Genomic DNA, 19744 nt, shown 5'->3' with positions numbered 1-19744 from the left:
GAGGGGTAAAATATGAGATGGTTTAGATTAAAAACAAATAAAATTATACATTTAAATAATGAAGCGGATTTACAAACAACACAAAGTCAAAAGCTGGACGAGGAGAAAAGCTTTAACTATGATAAATACATGCACTATGGGATTGTACATATAGAAGAAAAACTTGAAGACTTTATGGATGAAGAGGTTAAGGTAACGCAGTCTGTTCAAGAGATTCAAAACACTTATTTGCAGCTTAACAACATACAAAATATGTTAGATAGCTTAGATGCTGATTTTAATGGCTTCAGCCAATATGCCAATAAAATTGATGGGGTAATGGACCGCTCGGATATGGCGGTTAAACAAGCGGATGACAAAATGGGTATACTTGCAGGTAAGCTTAATGGTACTTGTACGCAGCTTGATTTATTTAGAGAAGCATTTTATACCTTAGAGCACGATTTTAAAAATATTGAAGAAATGTCAACCAACATCACAAATATAGCAAAGAGTACTAACCTTTTGGCACTTAATGCATCTATTGAAGCGGCAAGAGCTGGGGAAGCCGGCCGTGGATTTGCTGTAGTAGCAGAAGAGATAAGAAAACTCTCATCAACGACAACAGGCCTCGTCAGCGGAATCGATGAAAGTGTTAGAACGCTATATAAAAGTATAGACTCACTTAGAGAAGAAATTGAAAAAACTAAAACAGTTATACAGGATAATTTTGAGTATGCACAAAATGTTCAGAAAGATTTTAAGCAGGTTACAAGTTGTACCGATGAAGTGAAGGATTTCAGCAAACAGATTGTTGAAGGTATTGAAAGGACAAGCTCTGAGATTAATGATGCAGCTAGAGGTGTGGGCTCTGTTACTGAACTTGTAACTTCTTTAGGGAATAAGTTAGAACAGTTAAATTTAAGAATGAGTAAGCGATCTATTATTATTTCAAGCATTACTGACTTCTTGCAGCAGATTGAAAATATGTTAGTGGATTCTATGAGTAAGAAATAGATTGCTAGAGTATGAATGGATTGCTGATATAGAGAGGAGAAGGATGAGATGAGAGATTTAGTGAATGCCAGCCCGCAACAAGTGAGAGAGTGGATCAGAAAAGGGGAGATACAAGGTCCTACAGCAGGAATGTGCAGGGGGTACACCCAAGGGAATTTGGTCATTTTACCTAAAAAGTATGCCTATGACTTTCTTTTATTTGCTTTTAGAAATCCTAAGGCATGTCCTATACTTGAAGTAATGGATGAAGGGGCAAGAGAAACTCAAATTGCACCACAATCTGATATTGCCACAGATATTCCTAAATATAGAGTCTATACCAAAGGGGAAAACACAGGGGAGTATGCAGATATACAGTCATTTTGGAGAGAAGACTTTGTTTCTTTTATAATAGGCTGCAGCTTTACCTTTGAATCGGCACTTATGCAAGGGGGGATAGGCATCAGACATATAGAAATGGGGACTAATGTACCGATGTATATCACCAACATAGACTGTAAGCCGGCAGGTATATTTTCGGGACCTACGGTTGTCAGCATGAGACCTATTCCGAGAGATAAGGTTGTCCAAGCAGTACAGATTACTTCGAGATATCCTAGTGTGCATGGCGCACCGATCCATATAGGAAATCCCCATGATATCGGGATAAGAAATATTGATAAGCCGGATTTTGGAGACCCTGTGGAGATTAAGCCAGGTGAAGTCCCAGTGTTTTGGCCATGTGGTGTGACCCCGCAAGCTGTGGCAATGAACGTAAAACCCGAAATCATGATCACGCACTCTCCCGGGCATATGTTTATAACAGATAAAAAAGATCATGAGCTTATGTGATTTGTTAAGATCTGTGCATCAAAAGAAGGCTCAGGACCTCTATAACGAGGGTATTTTATTTCATCTGATGAAGCTTTTCCAATGAGAATAGCGCATTTTGGACACTGGCTATAACAACGCATGCATAAGATGCAGTTGTTTTTAAATGTATAGGAACTATCTGTTTTTACAATATTGTGGACAGGGCATATACGCTGACATTTATTGCAACGGGTGCAGCGGGACATATCTACCTCAAAATCACGGCTCGCTGTAGCAATAAGCTTATCAACATGACTGCGCTGAAGATAACCGAGAAGAAAGCCTGGAAGATTTTTGCCAACGATTATATTTTTGTCAAAGGTAATTGCATGAGCCAACTTTTCAACTTTAGGAAGCGTTTTTTGATGCAGTTTACTAACGCGGTAATCATTTCTTGGGGGCAAGAATCTGAACCTTGGAATGTGCAGGTTGGTCATCATTGTAAAATGCATGGTTTGTTTGATCAGATATCCTTTTTTTGCAAGCAACTTACTGATGTGATAAGCAGTATCTCCAGAGGCTAAGGCGTGGGTTCCAAAAACACTCACAGTTTGACTATGGGCTGCATCTGGAAAATGATGCATAAAATCAAGCATAAGCTTTGGGGCTGTTGAACCATAAACTGGGAAACCAAAAATAATATGATCAAAATCCCCGGGAAGGTCAATGCCCTCTTTGGCCGTAAGTGTTTCAATAGAATGACAGGCTACTTGGTGTTTATGCTGGGACAGTTTTTCTTGGAGAGCCTTAGCAAGCCACCAGGTGTTTCCGGTTCCGCTAAAGTAATAAATGACTATTTTTTTCATTCTGAATCCTCCTAGTCTAAATGATATTGACTGACAAGAGACTTAATCAGCAGTTCCCATGCTGTTTGAGCTTTAAGGCGATCCCCATGAATTAAATAGTGGAGACCAATACCGTCCAAACTCATAAAAATAAGATGTGTTAAATCCCTTAAAAGCACTTCATTTACAGGCTTGGGAGAGAGGCTTTGCAGTTTAGCACTAAGTATTAAACTAAACTCATGAGAACACTCAGCAACGATTTGATGTAAGCCTGGGTCATGCATACTGGCTTCATAAAGGCTCAAAAAGGCTTTGTAGATGATAATATGATGCGCATTATCAGAAAAACTAGCTGTTCCAAGGGCGCTAAGATAGGCATATACATTGTCAAAGTCTTGTTCTTGTATAGGGGTAATAATTTCACTATATAATTTTTCAAGAATGAGAGCGGGTATATCATCCATTTTTTTAAAGTAATGAAAGACTGTGCTTTTACTAATATGAGCCATATTTGCAAGCTTTGAGGCGCTGAGTCCCTTGAGCCCATTTTCACTGATGATCTGCATGGCGGCATATAAAATACGTTCAGAAGCAGAGAGAGTTGTTGGAAGATTGTTAGTAATCATAAAGACACCTTTTTATTTTTAGTATAGCATAAACCGATCGATCGGTCAACGTATGTATACGTACTTGCCAACTTCTTTTGCTGTTAAATGTTTATAATAGATCAGAAGTTCTTTTCCAATGTCTCAAGTGTTTCAATGCTGATTCTTTTAAATAGATAAAAATCTTCTAACAATATACTTTTATCTACATTATTATCTACATATATAAGCATATTGAGTTGATACAGAGAATTCTTAAGGAGATTGAGAGCAACACAAACAAGCAGGGCATCTCTGTTTTGAAAACTTATACTTGGGGTTGATCTCGTATAGAGTAAGACAGTCCTACTTAATTCTTGGATTCGTATATTAATGAAATTAATCTCATTTCTTATTCGAGAGAGATCTTCAGGTAGATTGCCTACAACAATTTGAGATAAAGAAAAAACGTGATTTTGTACGTCTTTAATATCACTAATATATTGCTTAATAACCATTTCGTGCTCAATATCTCTAACAATATTTGAAGCACTTAATGGGATAGTTGTGAATATAATTGCAATAGATAAAATAAGCATTGTGTATAATTTGAGTTTATTTAGATTTTTCATTTTGGGCCTCTGGTTAGGTGAATGATAGACATAAGATAACCGTTTCCGGAAAAAAATATGTATTTTTTTGAAAGCTAGAAAAATGAGTGTAGAGGAACTAAAATGATATTTTTCATGCAATGCATATAATAGATTAATATTATAGTAGAATTATTTGCTTGCAATAAAAGATCATGAAGCAATTGATTTCAATTTAATAGTATGATAACATAAAATTGTTATAAAGAAAGTTTAATAAGCTGTAAGTTGAAAAGGAGAAAGAAATGAAGATTACGTTCTTAACAAAATAATACAATTGAATAGTGGTATTTAAAGTTAATTTTAAGGGATTACCATATCCTTTTTTGTGATGCTTTAAATACAGTTGTATGAGTTAAGAACACTGATAAAATAGGATATAATCGATCATTTTACTGTGTGTTAAAACGCAGTTTTTTTGTACGATTTTTTATGAAATGGGAAAGTACGTGCGCTTTTGCACGCTTTCTTGTGAATTTGTAATTTTTTTAGCAGTCAGTGCGATACAACCGCTGACTGCTTTTTTGTTGGGGTTAAAAGATTCTTAGCTCATAAGTAAAGCAAATATATTTATGAAAATGAGGTGATTTTTATGACAAAGCTGCTTAGTGCACAAGGCATAAAAAAAGAATTCGGTGATGCAGTTATTTTAAATGATGTGAGTTTTCACATTGCTTTAGGTGATAGAGTAGGGTTGGTAGGCATCAATGGAGCAGGGAAAAGCACTTTAGCAAACATCATTTATGGAAGGCTTAAACCGGAAGGCGGGAGCCTTCTTTGGGATAAGAAAGATATAGAAATTGGCTATCTTAAACAGGATGGTTTTTATAGCCAAAGGAGTTGGTCGGGAGAAGAAGTAACCATCCAAGACTCGGGTTATTTAAAAAGTTTCTTGGAGATATCAAGCTACCTTGGTATAGGAAAAATAGATTTAGTGGAAGAACAACGGCTTGCCAGTTTAAGCGGTGGTGAAAAAATGAAGGTTGCTCTTGCTCACATATGGGATCATAGTCCAGAGTTTCTTATATTGGATGAACCCACCAATCATATGGATTACCAGGGAATGCATTGGCTTATAGAGGCATTAAATAAGTATAAGGGTACGATACTGGTCATATCCCATGATAGATATTTTCTAGATAGGGTAGTCAATAAGATTATTGAGATCCATAAAGGTGGAGCAGATGTTTATTCTGGAAACTATAGTTTCTATAAAGATGAAAAAAGAAAAAGATATGAAAGTCAGCTTCATCAATATGACATCGTGGAGAACAATAAAGCTAAAATTAAAGAGGAGATAAGCAGATTAAAAAGCTGGTCCGAAAAGGTTCATAAAGACTCTGCAAAAAAACAAAGAGAGGGACTAGGTAAAAAAGAATACTTCAGAATGAAAGCGAAGAAAAAGGATAGGCAAATAAAATCAAAAATTAAAAGTTTAGAAAAGATGAATGTTGAAGGGATAAAAAAACCTGAAGAAGACAAAAAGATTGATTTTAGATTTAATGAGACATCTCTAAAGAAAACAAGAATGATAGAAGCTGTAGATATTGAAAAGCGTTTTGATTCCCGGATTTTATTTAGTGAATCCTCCTTTTGTATTATGAGAGGTGAGAGGGTGGCGATATTTGGCCCCAATGGCTGTGGTAAAACGACGCTTTTAAAAATGCTTCTTGGCAAGGAGAATGTAGATGCGGGAGAAATTTTTATAAGTCAATCTATCAATATAGGCTACCTGAGCCAGGAGGCTTTAGACCTAGACACAAGTAAGTCTGTTATAGATTTATTTGAATTTAGTTCCAGAGAGGAAGAGGGCAGGATCCGGACACTGCTCGCAAATATGGGTTTTAATGAAAAGATGATAAGACAGCCGCTTACGACCTTAAGTTTAGGAGAGCTCACAAGGGTTAGAATGACAAAGCTTATTATAAAACAAGAAGACTTATTAGTATTAGATGAACCCTTAAACCATCTGGATATTTATAGCAGAGAAAAATTAGAAGAGGCTCTAAAGGCATATAAGGGAACTATAGTTTTAGTATCACATGATAGATATATGATTGAAAACCTTTGTGACTATCTTCTAGTTTTTGAAGATAATAAAATAAAAAAACGAATAGAAAACCCTAAAGATTATTTGGATGATTTATTTGCGAAAAACAAAAAGAATGCTGTTACATCTATAAATAATGAAAAGAGTAAAAAGGAGCAAAAAATGCTGCTTGAAAATGAAATAGTCTATGTACTAGGAGAGCTAAGTAAAATTTCCCCAGGGACTTTAGCTTATACTGAAATGGATCTTAAATTTAATGAGCTAATAAAGAGAAAAAGATCTCTTTAACTTTCAATTTTAAAAGCAGTAATAAAGCCGTCACTTTATAACATATAGTAATTACTACGGCGTATAAAGGAGTAGTCTTTTTATGCACAATCCTCGAAATGAAAGCTTATTAGATGAACTTCTGAATCTATATAAATTTTTAGTTAATAAAGAGTATCTTAATAATCTTCATAACCTTACCTTTTGTCCGTCAAATAAGGCAGGCAGTATTATACTCCTTAAAATTGAAATGCTTACAGAACCTCTATCTCCTAATTTTTTTAGCTTTGTTCTTGACACACTAGGTGATTTGAATGGGGTATTTGGCTATATTCTTCAATCTTCGCATCATAAACTGACTTTTTATGTAGGCGTTAAAGCAGCTAAAAGCATGGGTACTGCATTAGATGTTCTTAAAAGTGGTTTGATAAGTTCTTATCCCAATAGTGAAGTGAGAGAACTATCTTTAGAGGAGAGCTCTCTGATTTTAGCTAAGGTATTTAATCCTGACAGCTATCAGGCGCTTTCTTCTGCTATAGTTATCCCTAATAATACGTCTTCAAGTAATACCCCTATTAATCAAAAGTTACTAGAACTAATGAACAAGGAAGATTTTGTAGCGTTTTTTTTAGCATCTTCTTGTATAGGTGATGAAATAAAGTGTTTTATCAAAGAATTAGAAGACTTGTATACTGAATTATCTTCTTTTAGTCAGACAGAGTATGAGTTAACCCATAGCTTCGCAAAAAACCCTTCTACGCAGATATCCAAAAGTATTACAGAGACAGATGGTACTTCCTGCACAGTTACTAATGGCATAACTAATGAATGCAGTACGACAAAAGGTATAATTATTGCGCCATTAGCAGTGGTTCAACCTAAGGATTTACCTCAATTAAGTTTAGGTCTCAGCTATAGTGAGACTTCTGAAATTGATAATACAAATGACCGATCAGTAGCTGAAGAGGAATGCAAACAATACGCTGTTACTAAGTCAAATCTTAGTGGTACTTCTAATACCACAACAGATAGTAAGGAGATATGCTTTACCAGTGAAAATAAATCTATTACAGATAGATTAGCAAAACTTGATACCATTATTGAACGATTAAGTTCGATTTCTAATGAGGTCTTATTCTGTTTTGGAGCCTATTTTCTTTCTTCCTCTAAAGCCACTAGTATTCGGGCTGCTCGTACTTATGCAGGACTTGCAAAAGACAAAACGCTTAATATAGAAGGACCTTTTATTACTATGTGGGAGGCTGATGATAGTATCTTTCCAGAATTAATTGAAGAGCTTAGGTATTTTAATCATCTTACTTTTGTGATGACGCCCAAAAATAAATGCATAACAAACTATACCCTCATTACCTCTTTGGAACTATTAAATAGTTTTTACTTTCCATATCCCAAGTGGAATACTTCCTCTCTTTATAATACGCATATTAGGAACCTTACAATAAAATAACTTTATTTAGATAATAGCCATTTAAATGTATCTTTTATTAATAATGTAGAGAGCCGTTTCATATCATATAATAGTGTCATTTAAAGGAATGATTAGTAAATGAATGAATCTTATAAGGACCATCCCAATTTACAAAGACGAGAGTACGATCACACTAATATTTGCCCATTTTGCAATAATATAATAACAGATTACCTAGATGTATATGAAGAAGATAATGATAAATTAAACGAAGATGATGTGATACGTCAGAGACCCCAGGACATCAATAGAATCATGGGGCTTGTTAACAGGGAATTTAATAACTACTACTTGGAGCTTCAGAGATATAGAATACAAAGAGTTGTACTGCGCAATATTTTTAGAAATATTGTAACCTATGTACTAAGAGAAGAAGATAAGTATACAGGAGGCATTGAACAGAAGACCAATAGAATTTTTGATGCTTATAGACGTGATAATCAACTCGTTTTTGCGGCTTTAAGAGGATTTGGCGTCCCTATGAATCGTATATCCCAGATCATAAGATCTATTATCCGCTTTACACTACAAAGTATTCAGCAACAGCCCCCACAACAACCACCTCAGCAACCACCTTCAAGGTGGAGTGAGTGGGAAGATCTTGGTGGCATTTTAACATCGGCACCTGCGGTGGCATCCTGGCAGTCTAATCGCTTGGATACTTTTGGAAGAGGTCAAGACAATGCTTTGTGGCATAAATGGTGGGATGGTTCAAGGTGGAGTGAGTGGGGAAGCTTAGGTGGCGTACTCACATCAGCTCCGGCAGCAGTATCCTGGGGTCCCAATCGTATTGATGTATTTGGAAGAGGTCAAGATAATGCGCTATGGCATAAGTGGTGGAACGGTTCGAGATGGAGCGAATGGGGAAGCTTAGGCGGCATATTAACTTCAGCGCCTGCAGCCGCATCTTGGGGGCCAAATCGTATTGATGTATTTGGAAGAGGTCAAGATAATGCGCTGTGGCATAGGTGGTGGGACGGATCAGGATGGAGTGAGTGGGGAAGCTTAGGCGGTGTGCTCACATCAGCGCCTGCAGCAGTATCCTGGGGGCCTAATCGTATTGACGTATTTGGGCGCGGACAAAACAATAGTTTATGGCATAAATGGTGGGACGGATCGAGATGGAGCGACTGGGAAGATTTAGGTGGAGGAACGATAAACGGAGGGCCAGCAGCTGCATCAACAGCACCTAACCGGCTTGAAGTTTTTGCTCGTGGAAGCAATAACCAATTACTCTTTAGAACCTGGAACGGAACAAGATGGAGTGGCTGGCAATCTCTTGGCGGAACATTAACATCAGAGCCTGCGGCAGTATCGTGGGGCGGTAATAGACTTGATGTATTTGGAAGAGGTCAGGATAATCATCTCTGGCATATTTGGAGGCCATAACTAAAAAGGGCTATAAGAAATAAACTAAAAGCTATAGCAAGATACTTGAACAAAGTATTTAGGCTATAGCTTTTTAAGTTTTAAAAGCTTAAGAGGTTTAAATATAAGAACCTCTATTTAACGAGGTTTGATAAAAAAGAATGAAATAAGAATAAAAAGGAAAAAATAAGATAAGGTATGTAACAAAGGAGGTTATACAGATGAAGAAAAAAGTATTGGCACTTATGATGATTATAGGAGCTAGTTTAATGACCTTATCTTCTTGCGGCAAGGAGCAAATCATTAGCCCTAAAGAGGAACAAATTGAAAAGGAAGAACAACAAGAGCCTGTGAGGACAGATGAAGCACGTCAAATTGTACTGGAAAATGAAGCTTTTAAAATTTATGAACCGACTCCAAATGCCGAGGTGCAAGATCGTATTGTTGTAAGAGGTCTGGCACGGGTGTATGAAGGGACTATACGCTATGAATTTGAAGATGGACACTATATATTAGATGAAGGTTTTGCAACAGCTTCGGCAGCAGCTCCGGAATGGGGAGAATTTGAGATTATCATTAAATTTGATGAGGTAGCTAATTATTCTGGGACAGTGATCCTCTTCGAAGAAAGTGCCCAAGATGGTTCTAGAATAAATCAGCTTCAAATCCCTGTCACAGTAACAAAGTAAGTATTGGCTGTAGTGAAAAGAAAAAGCTTCTACAATTATTTATGAGATGAGATAGCTGAATAAATCAGTTATCTCATCTTTTTTTGTGTTTTTTATTTGTTGTCTATTATAGCTAAAAAAATCTTGAATAGTTTAGAGGTGTTAAAAGAAATAATTTCTTATTGCAAAAGAAGGACAGATGACCTTTTTTTGATTCGGCAAAGTACATATAATTTACACATACAAAGGGAAAGATTAATCAATTTTTACTAAATGTGAATCTGAATTTAAAAATATTTTATAGAGCGTATTTTATGAAGCTTTGCAAAAAAACGTTGGTATTTTGCAACAAAGAGAAGAGGGAGAATATGAAGGCAAAGAGAGTTTTTTTAATTGTATTAGACAGCTTTGGAATAGGGGCATTACCGGATGCTGCTTTATTTAAGGATGAAGGGAGCAATACGCTGGCTTCAATTGTAAAGCAGGAAGCATACAACACCCCAAATATGAAAAAAATGGGACTCTTTAATATTGACGGGGTAAGCGCTTCGGAAGCTGAGGGGTATACCATCGGTTCTTACGGAAGAATGGCGGAAAAATCTATGGGTAAGGATACGACAATAGGACATTGGGAAATAGCAGGCGTAGTATCTGAAAAAGCGCTGCCGACTTACCCAGATGGATTTCCAGAAGAGGTATTAGAAAAATTTAGAAACAAAACAGGAAGGAATGTTATTTGCAATAAACCTTATTCAGGCACAGAAGTTATTAATGACTATGGACAGCAGCATGTAGAGACAGGGGATTTGATTGTCTATACATCTGCAGATAGTGTTTTTCAGATAGCGGCGCATGAAGAGGTAGTTCCGCTTGAAGAGCTATATGATTATTGTAAAATAGCTAGAGAAATACTGCAAGGTGAACATGGGGTGGGAAGAGTTATAGCAAGGCCTTTTATTGGAACCTATCCAGAGTTTAAAAGAACTGCCCATCGTCATGATTTTTCTTTAATCCCGCCTAAAGTAACGATGCTTGATGCACTAACTAAAAAAGGTTTTGATACCATTGGAATTGGGAAGATCTATGATATCTTTGCAGGAAAAGGCATACAGCAAACGCAGGCTATTGTAAGTAATGTAGATGGTATGGAAAAAACGCTGGAAGTAATGGAAAAGGATTTTAATGGGTTATGCTTTGTCAATCTTGTAGATTTTGACATGCTTTATGGACATCGCAATGACATTGAGGGGTATGCAAAAGCCGCCACCGTGTTTGATGAGCAGCTAGGCGTTTTTATGGAAAAGATGAATGCAGATGATATTTTAATCATTACAGCAGACCATGGATGTGATCCAGGATTTCAAGGTACAGACCACACCAGAGAATATACGCCAATGCTCGCTTATGGTAAGTGTATCAAAGAAAATATATCTATTGGAACAAGGGAAACTTTCGCTGATATTGGAGCGACTATTTTGGAAGTGTTTGATGTCCAAGTGGATATCGACGGAAGCAGTTTTTTAAGTGAAATCTTAAAGTAAAGGGGAAATAAACATGATAGAAGATAAGGTACTGATTGAAAAAGCTTTTGAAGCACGGGAAAGATCCTATTCGCCCTATTCCAAGTTTAAAGTAGGCGCAGCACTTCTTGGAAAAAATGGTGAGATTTATTTAGGCTGCAATATTGAAAATGCAGCCTATAGCCCTACAAATTGTGCAGAGAGAACTGCTTTTTTTAAAGCTGTTTCGGATGGGCAGATGGATTTTGAAGCTATTGCAATTGTTGGAGGTCCAGCTGAAACCCAAAAAGGTGAGGGAGACTTTTGCGCACCGTGTGGTGTTTGCAGACAGGTAATGGCAGAGTTTTGCGATCCAAAAACTTTTCGTATTATTTTAGGAAAAAGCGAAACAGACTATAAAGTATTTCTACTAGAGGAACTGCTGCCGCTTAGTTTTACAAAAGAGGACTTGAAATAAATACTAAGATAAGGAGGGATTAGGGTGGAGCATGTAATAGAGATGAATCATATTACTAAAGAATTTGGTAACTTTAAAGCAAATGATGATATTACATTGCAGGTGAAAAAAGGCGAGATCCATGCGCTTCTCGGAGAAAACGGCGCAGGGAAATCTACGCTGATGAGTGTGCTTTTTGGTCTTTATCAAGCAGAAAAAGGTGAGATTAAAATACGAGGCAACGCAGTGAAAATTAATAACCCAAACGATGCGAATAATTTAGGTATTGGCATGGTGCATCAGCATTTTAAGCTGGTACATAATTTTACGGTACTAGAAAGCATTGTTCTTGGAAGAGAAGTCACCCAAAAAGGTTTTCTTAAAATGGATGAGGCTAGAAAAAAAATCATTACGCTAAGCGAGCGGTACAAATTTAAAATTGATCCAGATGCTTATATATCAGATATAACGGTGGGTATGCAGCAAAGAGTTGAGATCTTAAAAATGTTATATTGTGATAATGAAATCTTAATTTTTGATGAACCTACTGCTGTACTGACTCCACAGGAAATTGAGGAACTGTTAAAGGTTATGAAGCAATTGGTAGCAGAAGGCAAATCGATTATTTTTATTACCCATAAGCTCAATGAAATCAAAGCAGCAGCAGACAGGTGCAGTGTGCTGCGTAAAGGGAAATATATAGGCACGGTTAATGTTTGTGATACTTCAAAAGAAGAAATGTCAGAGATGATGGTTGGCAGAAAGGTAAATCTTTCTGTAGATAAGAAAAAAGTAGAACAAGGGGATTCGGTTTTAGAAGTCCAAAATATGACGATAAGATCAAAGCATACTGATAAAAATGTTGTAGAAAACGTATCTTTTAAGGTGCGAAAAGGAGAAATCGTCTGTATTGCAGGGATTGATGGGAATGGTCAGTCTGAACTGGTATATGGCATCACTGGGCTCATGCCAATAGATGAAGGTACGGTGATACTAAAAGAAAAGGACATTACAAAGGAATCTATTCGCCAAAGGTGCCTAGATGGGATGGCGCATATTCCAGAAGACAGGCATAAACACGGATTGGTGTTAGATTATTCTTTGGAAGAAAACCTTGTCCTTCAATCCTATTTTAAACCTAAGTTCCAAAAAAATGGGTTTTTAAAATTTGGAGCGATTAGTGACTATGCAAGATATCTTATTGAGAAGTTTGATATTCGTTCAGGGCAGGGCGAAAACTCACTAACGAGAGGGATGTCTGGAGGTAATCAGCAAAAGGCAATTATTGCCAGAGAACTTGACCGGGATCCGGATATTGTTATAGCTGTTCAGCCCGTGCGCGGATTAGATGTTGGCGCAATCGAATATATACATCAGCAGCTTGTTAAACAAAGAGACAATGAAAAGGCAGTACTATTAGTGTCATTTGAACTAGATGAAGTTATGACACTCAGTGACCGTATTCTGGTAATGTATGAAGGTGAAATCGTTGCAGATGTAAAACCTGATGAAGTGACAGTAAATGAGCTCGGTCTTTATATGGCAGGAACGAAAAGAGGTGTTAGTAGTGCGGGCTAAGAAAAAAAACAAAACAGAAAACAAAATGCTGATCAATTTTTCATCTTCTGTACTCGCGATTATTGCAGGCTTACTGCTTGGACTTTTAATATTATTATCCAGTAATCCATCGCAGGCATTCCCAGGATTTTTAATGATATTAAAAGGCGGCTTTGCGGATGGTGCTTCTGGCATAGGGCAAATGTTTTATGTAGCCACACCGATCATCATGACAGGGTTATCAGTAGGTTTTGCATTTAAGACAGGACTCTTTAATATTGGTGCCTCAGGACAGTTTACAATGGGGGCTTTTGCTGCTATTTTTGTAGGCGTAAAGTGGGCAGGGCTTCCAGGAGAAATTCACTGGATTATTGCACTTTTGGCTGCAGCACTTTGTGGCGCATTATGGGGGCTGATCCCGGGAATTTTAAAAGCTTTCTTAAATGTGAATGAGGTTATTGCATCCATTATGATGAACTATATTGGTATGTATCTTGTCAATATGATGGTCGTTAAAAATGTTTATGATCAGGTTAAGAACCAATCAATGCCTGTTCTTAAAAGTGCTCATTTACCTAAAGCGGGTCTTGATAAAATACTGGGGTCCAATATGAATATAGGTATTTTTATAGCGATTCTTTTTGTCATCATTATTTACATATTAATAGAAAAAACAACTTTTGGTTATGAACTAAAAGCCTGTGGACAGAATCCGCACGCCAGTAAATATGCAGGGATTAACGCAAAACGTAATATCGTGCTCGCGATGAGTATTGCAGGAGCACTCGCAGGTATCGGCGGAGCTCTGCTTTATCTTGCAGGATCCGGAAAATACCTTCAAGTATTGGATGTTATTGCATCAGAAGGATTTAATGGTATCTCAGTAGCTTTACTTGGTTTGTCACATCCAATCGGTATTTTATTTTCGGGACTCTTTATTGCCCATATAACAGTAGGGGGGTATAACCTTCAGCTGTATGATTTTGTACTTGAGGTTATAGATATTATTATTTCAGTGATCATTTATTTTGGCGCATTTGCACTACTCTTTAAAAATGTTATTCATACCTTGATCAAAAAGAATAAGGAGGAGAAGTCATTATGAACATATTCTATTTTATTATTCAGCAAACTATGTTTTTTGCCATTCCTCTTTTGATTGTTGCTCTAGGAGGGATGTTTGCTGAACGAAGTGGTGTTATTAACATTGCTTTAGAAGGCATTATGGTCATGGGGGCTTTTATAAGTATCTTCTTTATCAATGTTTTTCAAGACAGTTTGAGTGGACAGGGATTATTGATACTTGCAGTTACTATTGCTGCTGTAAGCGGTGGTGTTTTTGCACTCTTGCATGCATTTGCATCTATTAACTTAAAAGCAGACCAGACTATTAGCGGCACAGCTTTAAATATGTTTGCACCGGCTTTTGCTGTTTTTGCAGCAAGGATGGTGCAGGGGGTTCAGCAGGTTCAGTTTGTAGATACTTTTCATATTAACAAAGTACCCATATTAGGCGACATTCCTGTTATTGGGCCGATGTTTTTTCAAAACTGCTATATTACAACTTATTTGGGTATTATCATCTTCATTATTTCGGCGATTGTTATTAGCCGTACTAAGTTTGGACTAAGACTCCGTGCATGTGGGGAGCATCCTCAAGCAGCAGACTCAGTAGGGATTAATGTTTATAAAATCAGATATGCCGGTGTTATTATTTCAGGAGCACTAGCCGGTATTGGCGGATTGGTCTTTGTTATTCCTACTTCAACAAACTTTAACGGCAGTGTTGCTGGATATGGATTTTTGGCCCTTGCCGTTTTGATTTTTGGGCAGTGGCGTACAAAGGGAATTATTCGCGCAGCGTTTTTCTTCGGCATTATGAAAACATTAGCGAGTACTTATTCAGGTATTCCAGTTTTAAAGGATCTACCTATTCCTAATGAAGTCTATAAGATGATTCCCTATGTGGCGACCCTTGTGGTACTAGCGTGTGTATCTAAAAACTCACAGGCTCCAAAGGCAGAAGGTATTCCATACGATAAAGGGAGTAGGTAGAAGTTTCACACCAAGAGGGGTTGAAAAACCTACATTAGAACTAGTTTTTGGATAGGTTGCTGGGCTTAAGAAGAAAGGACGTGCAATTATAATGAGAATGTATGATCTTATCATGAAGAAGAGAAATGGTAAGGCGTTAAGTGAAAAGGAAATTAGATATATTATAGAAGGTTATGTAACAGGAAGTATTCCAGATTATCAAATGTCAGCATTTTTAATGGCAGTGTACTTTAAAGGGATGACAGATGAAGAGACTGCTATTATGACAGATGCAGTTGCTCGTTCTGGAGATATGGTAGATCTTTCTGGGATTGCGGGGATCAAAGTTGATAAACATTCAACTGGGGGAGTAGGAGATAAAACCACATTAATTATTGCTCCGATTGCAGCGGCATGCGGCGTAAAAGTAGCTAAGATGTCGGGCAGAGGGCTAGGACATACAGGTGGTACGATCGATAAGATGGAAGCTATTCCTGGGATCAAGACTTCACTTACTCAAGAAGAATTTTTTGATGTGGTCAATCAAACGGGACTGAGTGTTATCGGTCAATCCGGCAATATAACACCGGCAGATAAGAAATTGTATGCCCTTCGTGATGTAACGGCTACAGTAGACAGTATTCCGCTTATTGCTGTATCTATTATGAGCAAGAAGCTTGCAGCAGGCAGTGATTGTATCTTGCTGGATGTTAAAACAGGAAGCGGAGCATTTATGAAAACCCTTGAAGAATCCATTAAGCTTGCTGAATGTATGGTGGCAATCGGTGAAAATTCAGGCAGAAAAACAGCGGCGCTTATTACAGATATGGACCGGCCGCTAGGTAATAATATTGGCAATTCCTTAGAAGTGATAGAAGCGGTAGAAACCCTAAAAGGCAATGGACCGGAAGATTTAACGGAAGTTTGTCTAAGTTTAGCTGCCAACATGCTGTATCTGGGTGGAAAAGGAGAGCTTTCAGCATGCATGGAGATGGCGAAAGAGGCTATTCAAACCGGCAAGGCACTCGAAAATCTGATAGCGATGGTAGAAGCGCAAGGAGGAGATGCTTCGGTTATAAAAGATCCTCTTAAGTTCGAAAAGGCAGCATTATCTTATGAAGTCAAAGCACCAAAATCAGGTTATATCACATATATGGATACAGAGGCCTGTGGTATTGCATCGATGATGCTGGGGGCAGGAAGAGAAACAAAAGACAGTGTACTTGATTATGCAGCAGGGATTATCCTTGTGCATAAAACAGGAGATTATGTAGAAGAAGGTGCTGTCCTTGCAACTTTATATGCAGGCAAAAAGGAGCTATTTGAGTCGGCTGGGGCTCAATTTATAGAGGCAGTTACGATTACAGATCAAAAAACTAAAAAAGAGCCGCTTATTTTTGCAAGAATTGAAAAAGGCAAAGTAGAAAGATATCTATAAGGAGGCCAAAATGAATAAAGTCTATGAAAAGTTATTAAAGTGTTATGACTGTTACAAAGAAAAGATTGATTTCAAGCCAAAAGTGGCACTGGTATTAGGGTCAGGACTCGGAGATTATGCAGAGTCCATAGAGATTAAAGCGACCTTGGATTATCATGACATTGAAGGCTTTCCGGTATCTACGGTGCCGGGGCATAAAGGCAGATTTATCTTTGGGTATATAAATGAAGTGCCTGTAGTCATTATGCAGGGAAGAGTGCATTATTACGAAGGGTATCCTATGAGTGATGTTGTTCTGCCTATAAGATTGATGAAGATGATGGGGGCAGAAATATTATTTCTAACTAATGCTGCAGGTGGTACAAATTTTGATTTTCAGGCTGGAGATTTTATGCTGATTACAGATCAAATTGCAAGTTTTGTAGAATCCCCGCTTATGGGCAGTAATATTGATGAACTGGGCACCCGCTTTCCGGATATGAGTACAATCTATGATAAAGACCTAAGAAGTATCATCAAAAATACAGCAGAGTCTTTAGGTATTACCCTAAAAGAAGGCGCTTACCTTCAGCTTTCAGGACCAAATTTTGAATCCCCGACAGAGGTTAAGATGTGCAGAATCCTAGGGGCGGATGCTGTTGGGATGAGTACAGCTTGTGAAGCTGTGGCAGCTAATCATATGGGGATGAAAATTTGCGGTATTTCTTGCATTTCAAACTTGGCCTGCGGGATGACAGATCAGCCTTTATCACATGGAGAAGTACAAGAAACTGCGGATAAGGTGGCGCCGTTATTTAAATCGTTAATAACAAAGGCTATTACTGAGATTGGGGCAATTTCATAATTAGGTCCGTAGGGGAATTTTAGGATTCTCCAGTTACTCGCTTGCGCATTTCTAAAAATCTAAGCACTTTCTTCCACCTGAAATGAGTGTACTTCTCATTTTAGGTTATGAACGCCGCAAACTCGCTGCCGACTTTAGTCGGTTGATCAATACAGTGCGGCTAAAAACCATTTGAATAAACTGCTAAGATTTTCTATACGAAATTCTCCAGAGGCAACTTCCGAACCCTAAAATCTCCCCTGCTAGTCGTTGATAAGTGCTCGTACTTATAAAACCTTGGAAGACAGAGTTAACAATACTAGCTAAGAATATTAAAATACTATTAATCTAGAATGGTGTCATTAAATAAAATCAATTTAAATAAGGAGGGGTAAGATGGAAATACAAGAAATGCTAGGACATGTCGATCATACGCAGCTTAAGGCGTTTGCTGCTTGGGAGGATATAGAGAAGTTGTGCGATGAGGCGATAGCGTACCAGATGGCTTCGGTGTGTATTCCGCCGTGCTATATAAGGCGTGTACATAATAAGTATGGAGATAAGATTAATATTTGTACTGTAGTAGGCTTTCCGCTTGGATATAGTGTGAAGGAAGCAAAGGTAGCAGAAGTTAAACAGGCACTTGCAGATGGGGCCAATGAAATTGATATGGTTATTAATATCGGTGATGTGAAGAATGGCAATTATGAAGCTGTAAGGGAAGAGGTCGCTGCGCTCAAAAAAGAGGCGGGGAGTAAAATCTTAAAGGTTATTATTGAAACCTGTTATCTAACAGAAGAAGAGAAAGTTATGATGTGTAAAGTGGTTACTGAGGCTGGCGCTGATTATATTAAAACATCAACAGGATTTGGAACTGATGGTGCGACACTTGAAGATATTAAGCTTTTTAAAGCGCATATTGGAAAAGAAGTAAAGATCAAAGCTGCTGGCGGTGTAAAGAGTTTAGAGGATTTAGAAACCTTTCTGAATGAGGGATGTGACAGAATTGGCACGAGCTCAGCTGTTCATTTAATAAAAGGTCAACAAATAAAAGGATATTAGGAGGAAGAGTATATGAAAAAGAGATTAATTAGTTTATTAGTAGCTGCTTCAGTGGTGGCAGCAACATTAGTAGGGTGTGGTTCAAAAGATAGTGGAGTCGCTGCCGATGGACAAAAGGTACAGCAGGAAAACACAGGGGGATCTGAGCTTGCGCTTATTACAGATGTAGGAACGATTGATGATAAGTCATTTAACCAGGGGTCTTGGGAAGGGGTTGAAGCTTATGCAAAAGAGAACAATATCACACATAAGTATTATAAGCCATCAGAAAAATCAGATGATGCACTTATGACATCTATTGGGCTTGCTGTTAAAGGTGGCGCGAAGGTTATTGTGTGTCCTGGGTATCTGTTTGAAGTACCTGTTTATAATGCACAGCTTAAATATCCAGACATTAAATTCATTCTTATAGATGGAGCACCTCATAATGGTGATTATAACTATGACATTAAAGAAAACACAAAGTCTATTTTTTATGCTGAGGAGCAGGCTGGATTCCTAGCTGGTTATGCTGCCGTATATGAAGGCTACAAAAACTTAGGATTTATGGGTGGTATTGCAGTACCAGCTGTTGTGCGTTTTGGATATGGTTATATAGAGGGCGCAGAGTATGCAGCAAAAGAACTCGGTCTTGCTGAAGGGGATATTAATATCAAATATACATATGTAGGTAATTTTGATGCTTCTCCAGAAAATATGTCTAAAGCAGCGGCTTGGTTTAATGCAGGAACAGAAGTAATCTTTGCATGCGGCGGCGGTGTTGGTAACTCAGTTATGAAAGCAGCAGAAACTGCAGGTACAAAAGTAATTGGTGTTGACGTTGATCAATCAGGTGAATCCAATACAGTTATCACATCTGCTATGAAAAACTTAAGTAAATCTGTTTATGATGCACTTAGTGAGTACTATGCCGGCAAATTTGAAGGTGGCGTATCAGTTACTTTAGATGCTGCAACAAATAATGTACAGTTACCAATGGAAAGCTCAAAATTTGAAAAATTTAATCAAGAAAAATATGATGCGATCTATAAACAAATTATAGATGGTGCTATAAAAATTAGTAAAAATGATATTGCAGAAGATGCAGCTCAGGTACCAACTACTATTGTAAAAGTTGAATCCATTAAATAAGTTTTTATAAATGAAGTGCAAAAGCCATCTTAAA

General features: G+C 37.6%; 18 protein-coding genes. 15 read left to right on the top strand and 3 right to left on the bottom strand.

All coding sequences use genetic code 11. The features are described 5' to 3' along the window. Nucleotides 1–12: 12 nt before the first annotated feature. Both BN3326_RS09855 and BN3326_RS09850 read left to right on the top strand, forming a co-directional pair. Complete coding sequence (locus tag BN3326_RS09855; RefSeq protein ID WP_069999021.1) at nt 13–996, top strand: methyl-accepting chemotaxis protein; 984 nt, start codon at nt 13–15, stop codon at nt 994–996. 48 nt (nt 997–1044) lie between these two features. Beyond that, entirely contained in the window at nt 1045–1827 is a 783-nt protein-coding gene (locus BN3326_RS09850) for a putative hydro-lyase (protein WP_069999020.1), read from the top strand. Here the strand turns inward: BN3326_RS09850 and BN3326_RS09845 are convergent. From BN3326_RS09845 to BN3326_RS09835, 3 genes are all read right to left on the bottom strand, one after another. Then, complete coding sequence (locus tag BN3326_RS09845) at nt 1812–2654, bottom strand: EFR1 family ferrodoxin (RefSeq protein ID WP_069999019.1); 843 nt, start codon at nt 2652–2654, stop codon at nt 1812–1814. The two genes, BN3326_RS09850 and BN3326_RS09845, sit on opposite strands and share 16 nt — an antisense overlap. Before the next feature lie 11 nt (nt 2655–2665). Then, nucleotides 2666–3259 carry a TetR/AcrR family transcriptional regulator gene (locus BN3326_RS09840; protein ID WP_069999018.1) on the bottom strand — a complete coding sequence of 198 codons (594 nt, stop codon included), beginning with the start codon at nt 3257–3259 and terminating at the stop codon, nt 2666–2668. A 101-nt stretch (nt 3260–3360) separates the two neighbouring features. After that, nucleotides 3361–3849, bottom strand: a complete 489-nt coding sequence (locus BN3326_RS09835; RefSeq protein ID WP_069999017.1) for a hypothetical protein — start codon at nt 3847–3849, stop codon at nt 3361–3363. 610 nt (nt 3850–4459) lie between these two features. Between BN3326_RS09835 and abc-f the strand changes: the two genes are divergently transcribed. The 13 genes from abc-f (at nt 4460) to BN3326_RS09770 (ending at nt 19710) form a co-directional block, all read left to right on the top strand. Continuing rightward, the gene (gene abc-f / locus BN3326_RS09830; RefSeq protein ID WP_069999016.1) at nt 4460–6205 is read left to right on the top strand and encodes a ribosomal protection-like ABC-F family protein; all 1746 of its coding nucleotides are present in this window, start codon (nt 4460–4462) and stop codon (nt 6203–6205) included. 82 nt (nt 6206–6287) lie between these two features. Further along, the gene (locus tag BN3326_RS09825; RefSeq protein ID WP_069999015.1) at nt 6288–7652 is read left to right on the top strand and encodes a hypothetical protein; all 1365 of its coding nucleotides are present in this window, start codon (nt 6288–6290) and stop codon (nt 7650–7652) included. Nucleotides 7653–7751: 99 nt separating this feature from the next. Further along, entirely contained in the window at nt 7752–9062 is a 1311-nt protein-coding gene (locus tag BN3326_RS09820; protein WP_141722893.1) for a PLL family lectin, read from the top strand. A gap of 200 nt (nt 9063–9262) precedes the next feature. Continuing rightward, on the top strand, nt 9263–9730 hold the full coding sequence (locus BN3326_RS09815) for a Gmad2 immunoglobulin-like domain-containing protein (RefSeq protein WP_069999014.1): 468 nt from the start codon (nt 9263–9265) through the stop codon (nt 9728–9730). A 347-nt stretch (nt 9731–10077) separates the two neighbouring features. After that, a complete protein-coding gene (locus tag BN3326_RS09810; protein ID WP_069999013.1) occupies nt 10078–11250 on the top strand; it encodes a phosphopentomutase in 1173 nt (390 codons plus the stop codon). A gap of 16 nt (nt 11251–11266) precedes the next feature. Beyond that, nucleotides 11267–11686 carry a cytidine deaminase gene (gene cdd / locus BN3326_RS09805; protein WP_442857205.1) on the top strand — a complete coding sequence of 140 codons (420 nt, stop codon included), beginning with the start codon at nt 11267–11269 and terminating at the stop codon, nt 11684–11686. A gap of 24 nt (nt 11687–11710) precedes the next feature. Further along, nucleotides 11711–13243 carry an ABC transporter ATP-binding protein gene (locus tag BN3326_RS09800; RefSeq protein WP_069999011.1) on the top strand — a complete coding sequence of 511 codons (1533 nt, stop codon included), beginning with the start codon at nt 11711–11713 and terminating at the stop codon, nt 13241–13243. After that, nucleotides 13233–14327, top strand: a complete 1095-nt coding sequence (locus BN3326_RS09795) for an ABC transporter permease (protein ID WP_330389684.1) — start codon at nt 13233–13235, stop codon at nt 14325–14327. Before BN3326_RS09800 ends, BN3326_RS09795 begins: the two co-directional genes overlap by 11 nt. Then, a complete protein-coding gene (locus BN3326_RS09790; RefSeq protein WP_069999010.1) occupies nt 14324–15277 on the top strand; it encodes an ABC transporter permease in 954 nt (317 codons plus the stop codon). The genes BN3326_RS09795 and BN3326_RS09790 overlap by 4 nt, the downstream gene beginning before the upstream one ends. A gap of 91 nt (nt 15278–15368) precedes the next feature. Then, nucleotides 15369–16694, top strand: a complete 1326-nt coding sequence (locus BN3326_RS09785) for a pyrimidine-nucleoside phosphorylase (protein ID WP_069999009.1) — start codon at nt 15369–15371, stop codon at nt 16692–16694. Between the two features lie 10 nt (nt 16695–16704). Further along, nucleotides 16705–17538: a purine-nucleoside phosphorylase gene (locus tag BN3326_RS09780; protein ID WP_069999008.1), complete on the top strand. Its 834-nt coding sequence runs from the start codon at nt 16705–16707 to the stop codon at nt 17536–17538. 375 nt (nt 17539–17913) lie between these two features. Beyond that, the gene (gene deoC / locus BN3326_RS09775) at nt 17914–18579 is read left to right on the top strand and encodes a deoxyribose-phosphate aldolase (RefSeq protein WP_069999007.1); all 666 of its coding nucleotides are present in this window, start codon (nt 17914–17916) and stop codon (nt 18577–18579) included. A gap of 12 nt (nt 18580–18591) precedes the next feature. After that, complete coding sequence (locus tag BN3326_RS09770) at nt 18592–19710, top strand: BMP family lipoprotein (RefSeq protein WP_069999006.1); 1119 nt, start codon at nt 18592–18594, stop codon at nt 19708–19710. The last annotated feature ends 34 nt before the right edge of the window (nt 19711–19744 follow it).

Source organism: Cellulosilyticum sp. I15G10I2, assembly GCF_900095725.1.
Taxonomy (GTDB): domain Bacteria; phylum Bacillota; class Clostridia; order Lachnospirales; family Cellulosilyticaceae; genus FMMP01.
Note: the sequence above shows the minus strand (reverse complement) of the source record. Positions and strands in the feature narration are given on the sequence as shown.

Coding starts and splice junctions, on each gene's coding strand:
- BN3326_RS09855 (WP_069999021.1), top strand. CDS start 13: ATGAGATGGTTTAGATTAAAAACAAATAAAATTATACATTTAAATAAT.
- BN3326_RS09850 (WP_069999020.1), top strand. CDS start 1,045: ATGAGAGATTTAGTGAATGCCAGCCCGCAACAAGTGAGAGAGTGGATC.
- BN3326_RS09845 (WP_069999019.1), bottom strand. CDS start 2,654: ATGAAAAAAATAGTCATTTATTACTTTAGCGGAACCGGAAACACCTGG.
- BN3326_RS09840 (WP_069999018.1), bottom strand. CDS start 3,259: ATGATTACTAACAATCTTCCAACAACTCTCTCTGCTTCTGAACGTATT.
- BN3326_RS09835 (WP_069999017.1), bottom strand. CDS start 3,849: ATGAAAAATCTAAATAAACTCAAATTATACACAATGCTTATTTTATCT.
- abc-f (WP_069999016.1), top strand. CDS start 4,460: ATGACAAAGCTGCTTAGTGCACAAGGCATAAAAAAAGAATTCGGTGAT.
- BN3326_RS09825 (WP_069999015.1), top strand. CDS start 6,288: ATGCACAATCCTCGAAATGAAAGCTTATTAGATGAACTTCTGAATCTA.
- BN3326_RS09820 (WP_141722893.1), top strand. CDS start 7,752: ATGAATGAATCTTATAAGGACCATCCCAATTTACAAAGACGAGAGTAC.
- BN3326_RS09815 (WP_069999014.1), top strand. CDS start 9,263: ATGAAGAAAAAAGTATTGGCACTTATGATGATTATAGGAGCTAGTTTA.
- BN3326_RS09810 (WP_069999013.1), top strand. CDS start 10,078: ATGAAGGCAAAGAGAGTTTTTTTAATTGTATTAGACAGCTTTGGAATA.
- BN3326_RS09790 (WP_069999010.1), top strand. CDS start 14,324: ATGAACATATTCTATTTTATTATTCAGCAAACTATGTTTTTTGCCATT.
- BN3326_RS09785 (WP_069999009.1), top strand. CDS start 15,369: ATGAGAATGTATGATCTTATCATGAAGAAGAGAAATGGTAAGGCGTTA.
- BN3326_RS09780 (WP_069999008.1), top strand. CDS start 16,705: ATGAATAAAGTCTATGAAAAGTTATTAAAGTGTTATGACTGTTACAAA.
- deoC (WP_069999007.1), top strand. CDS start 17,914: ATGGAAATACAAGAAATGCTAGGACATGTCGATCATACGCAGCTTAAG.
- BN3326_RS09770 (WP_069999006.1), top strand. CDS start 18,592: ATGAAAAAGAGATTAATTAGTTTATTAGTAGCTGCTTCAGTGGTGGCA.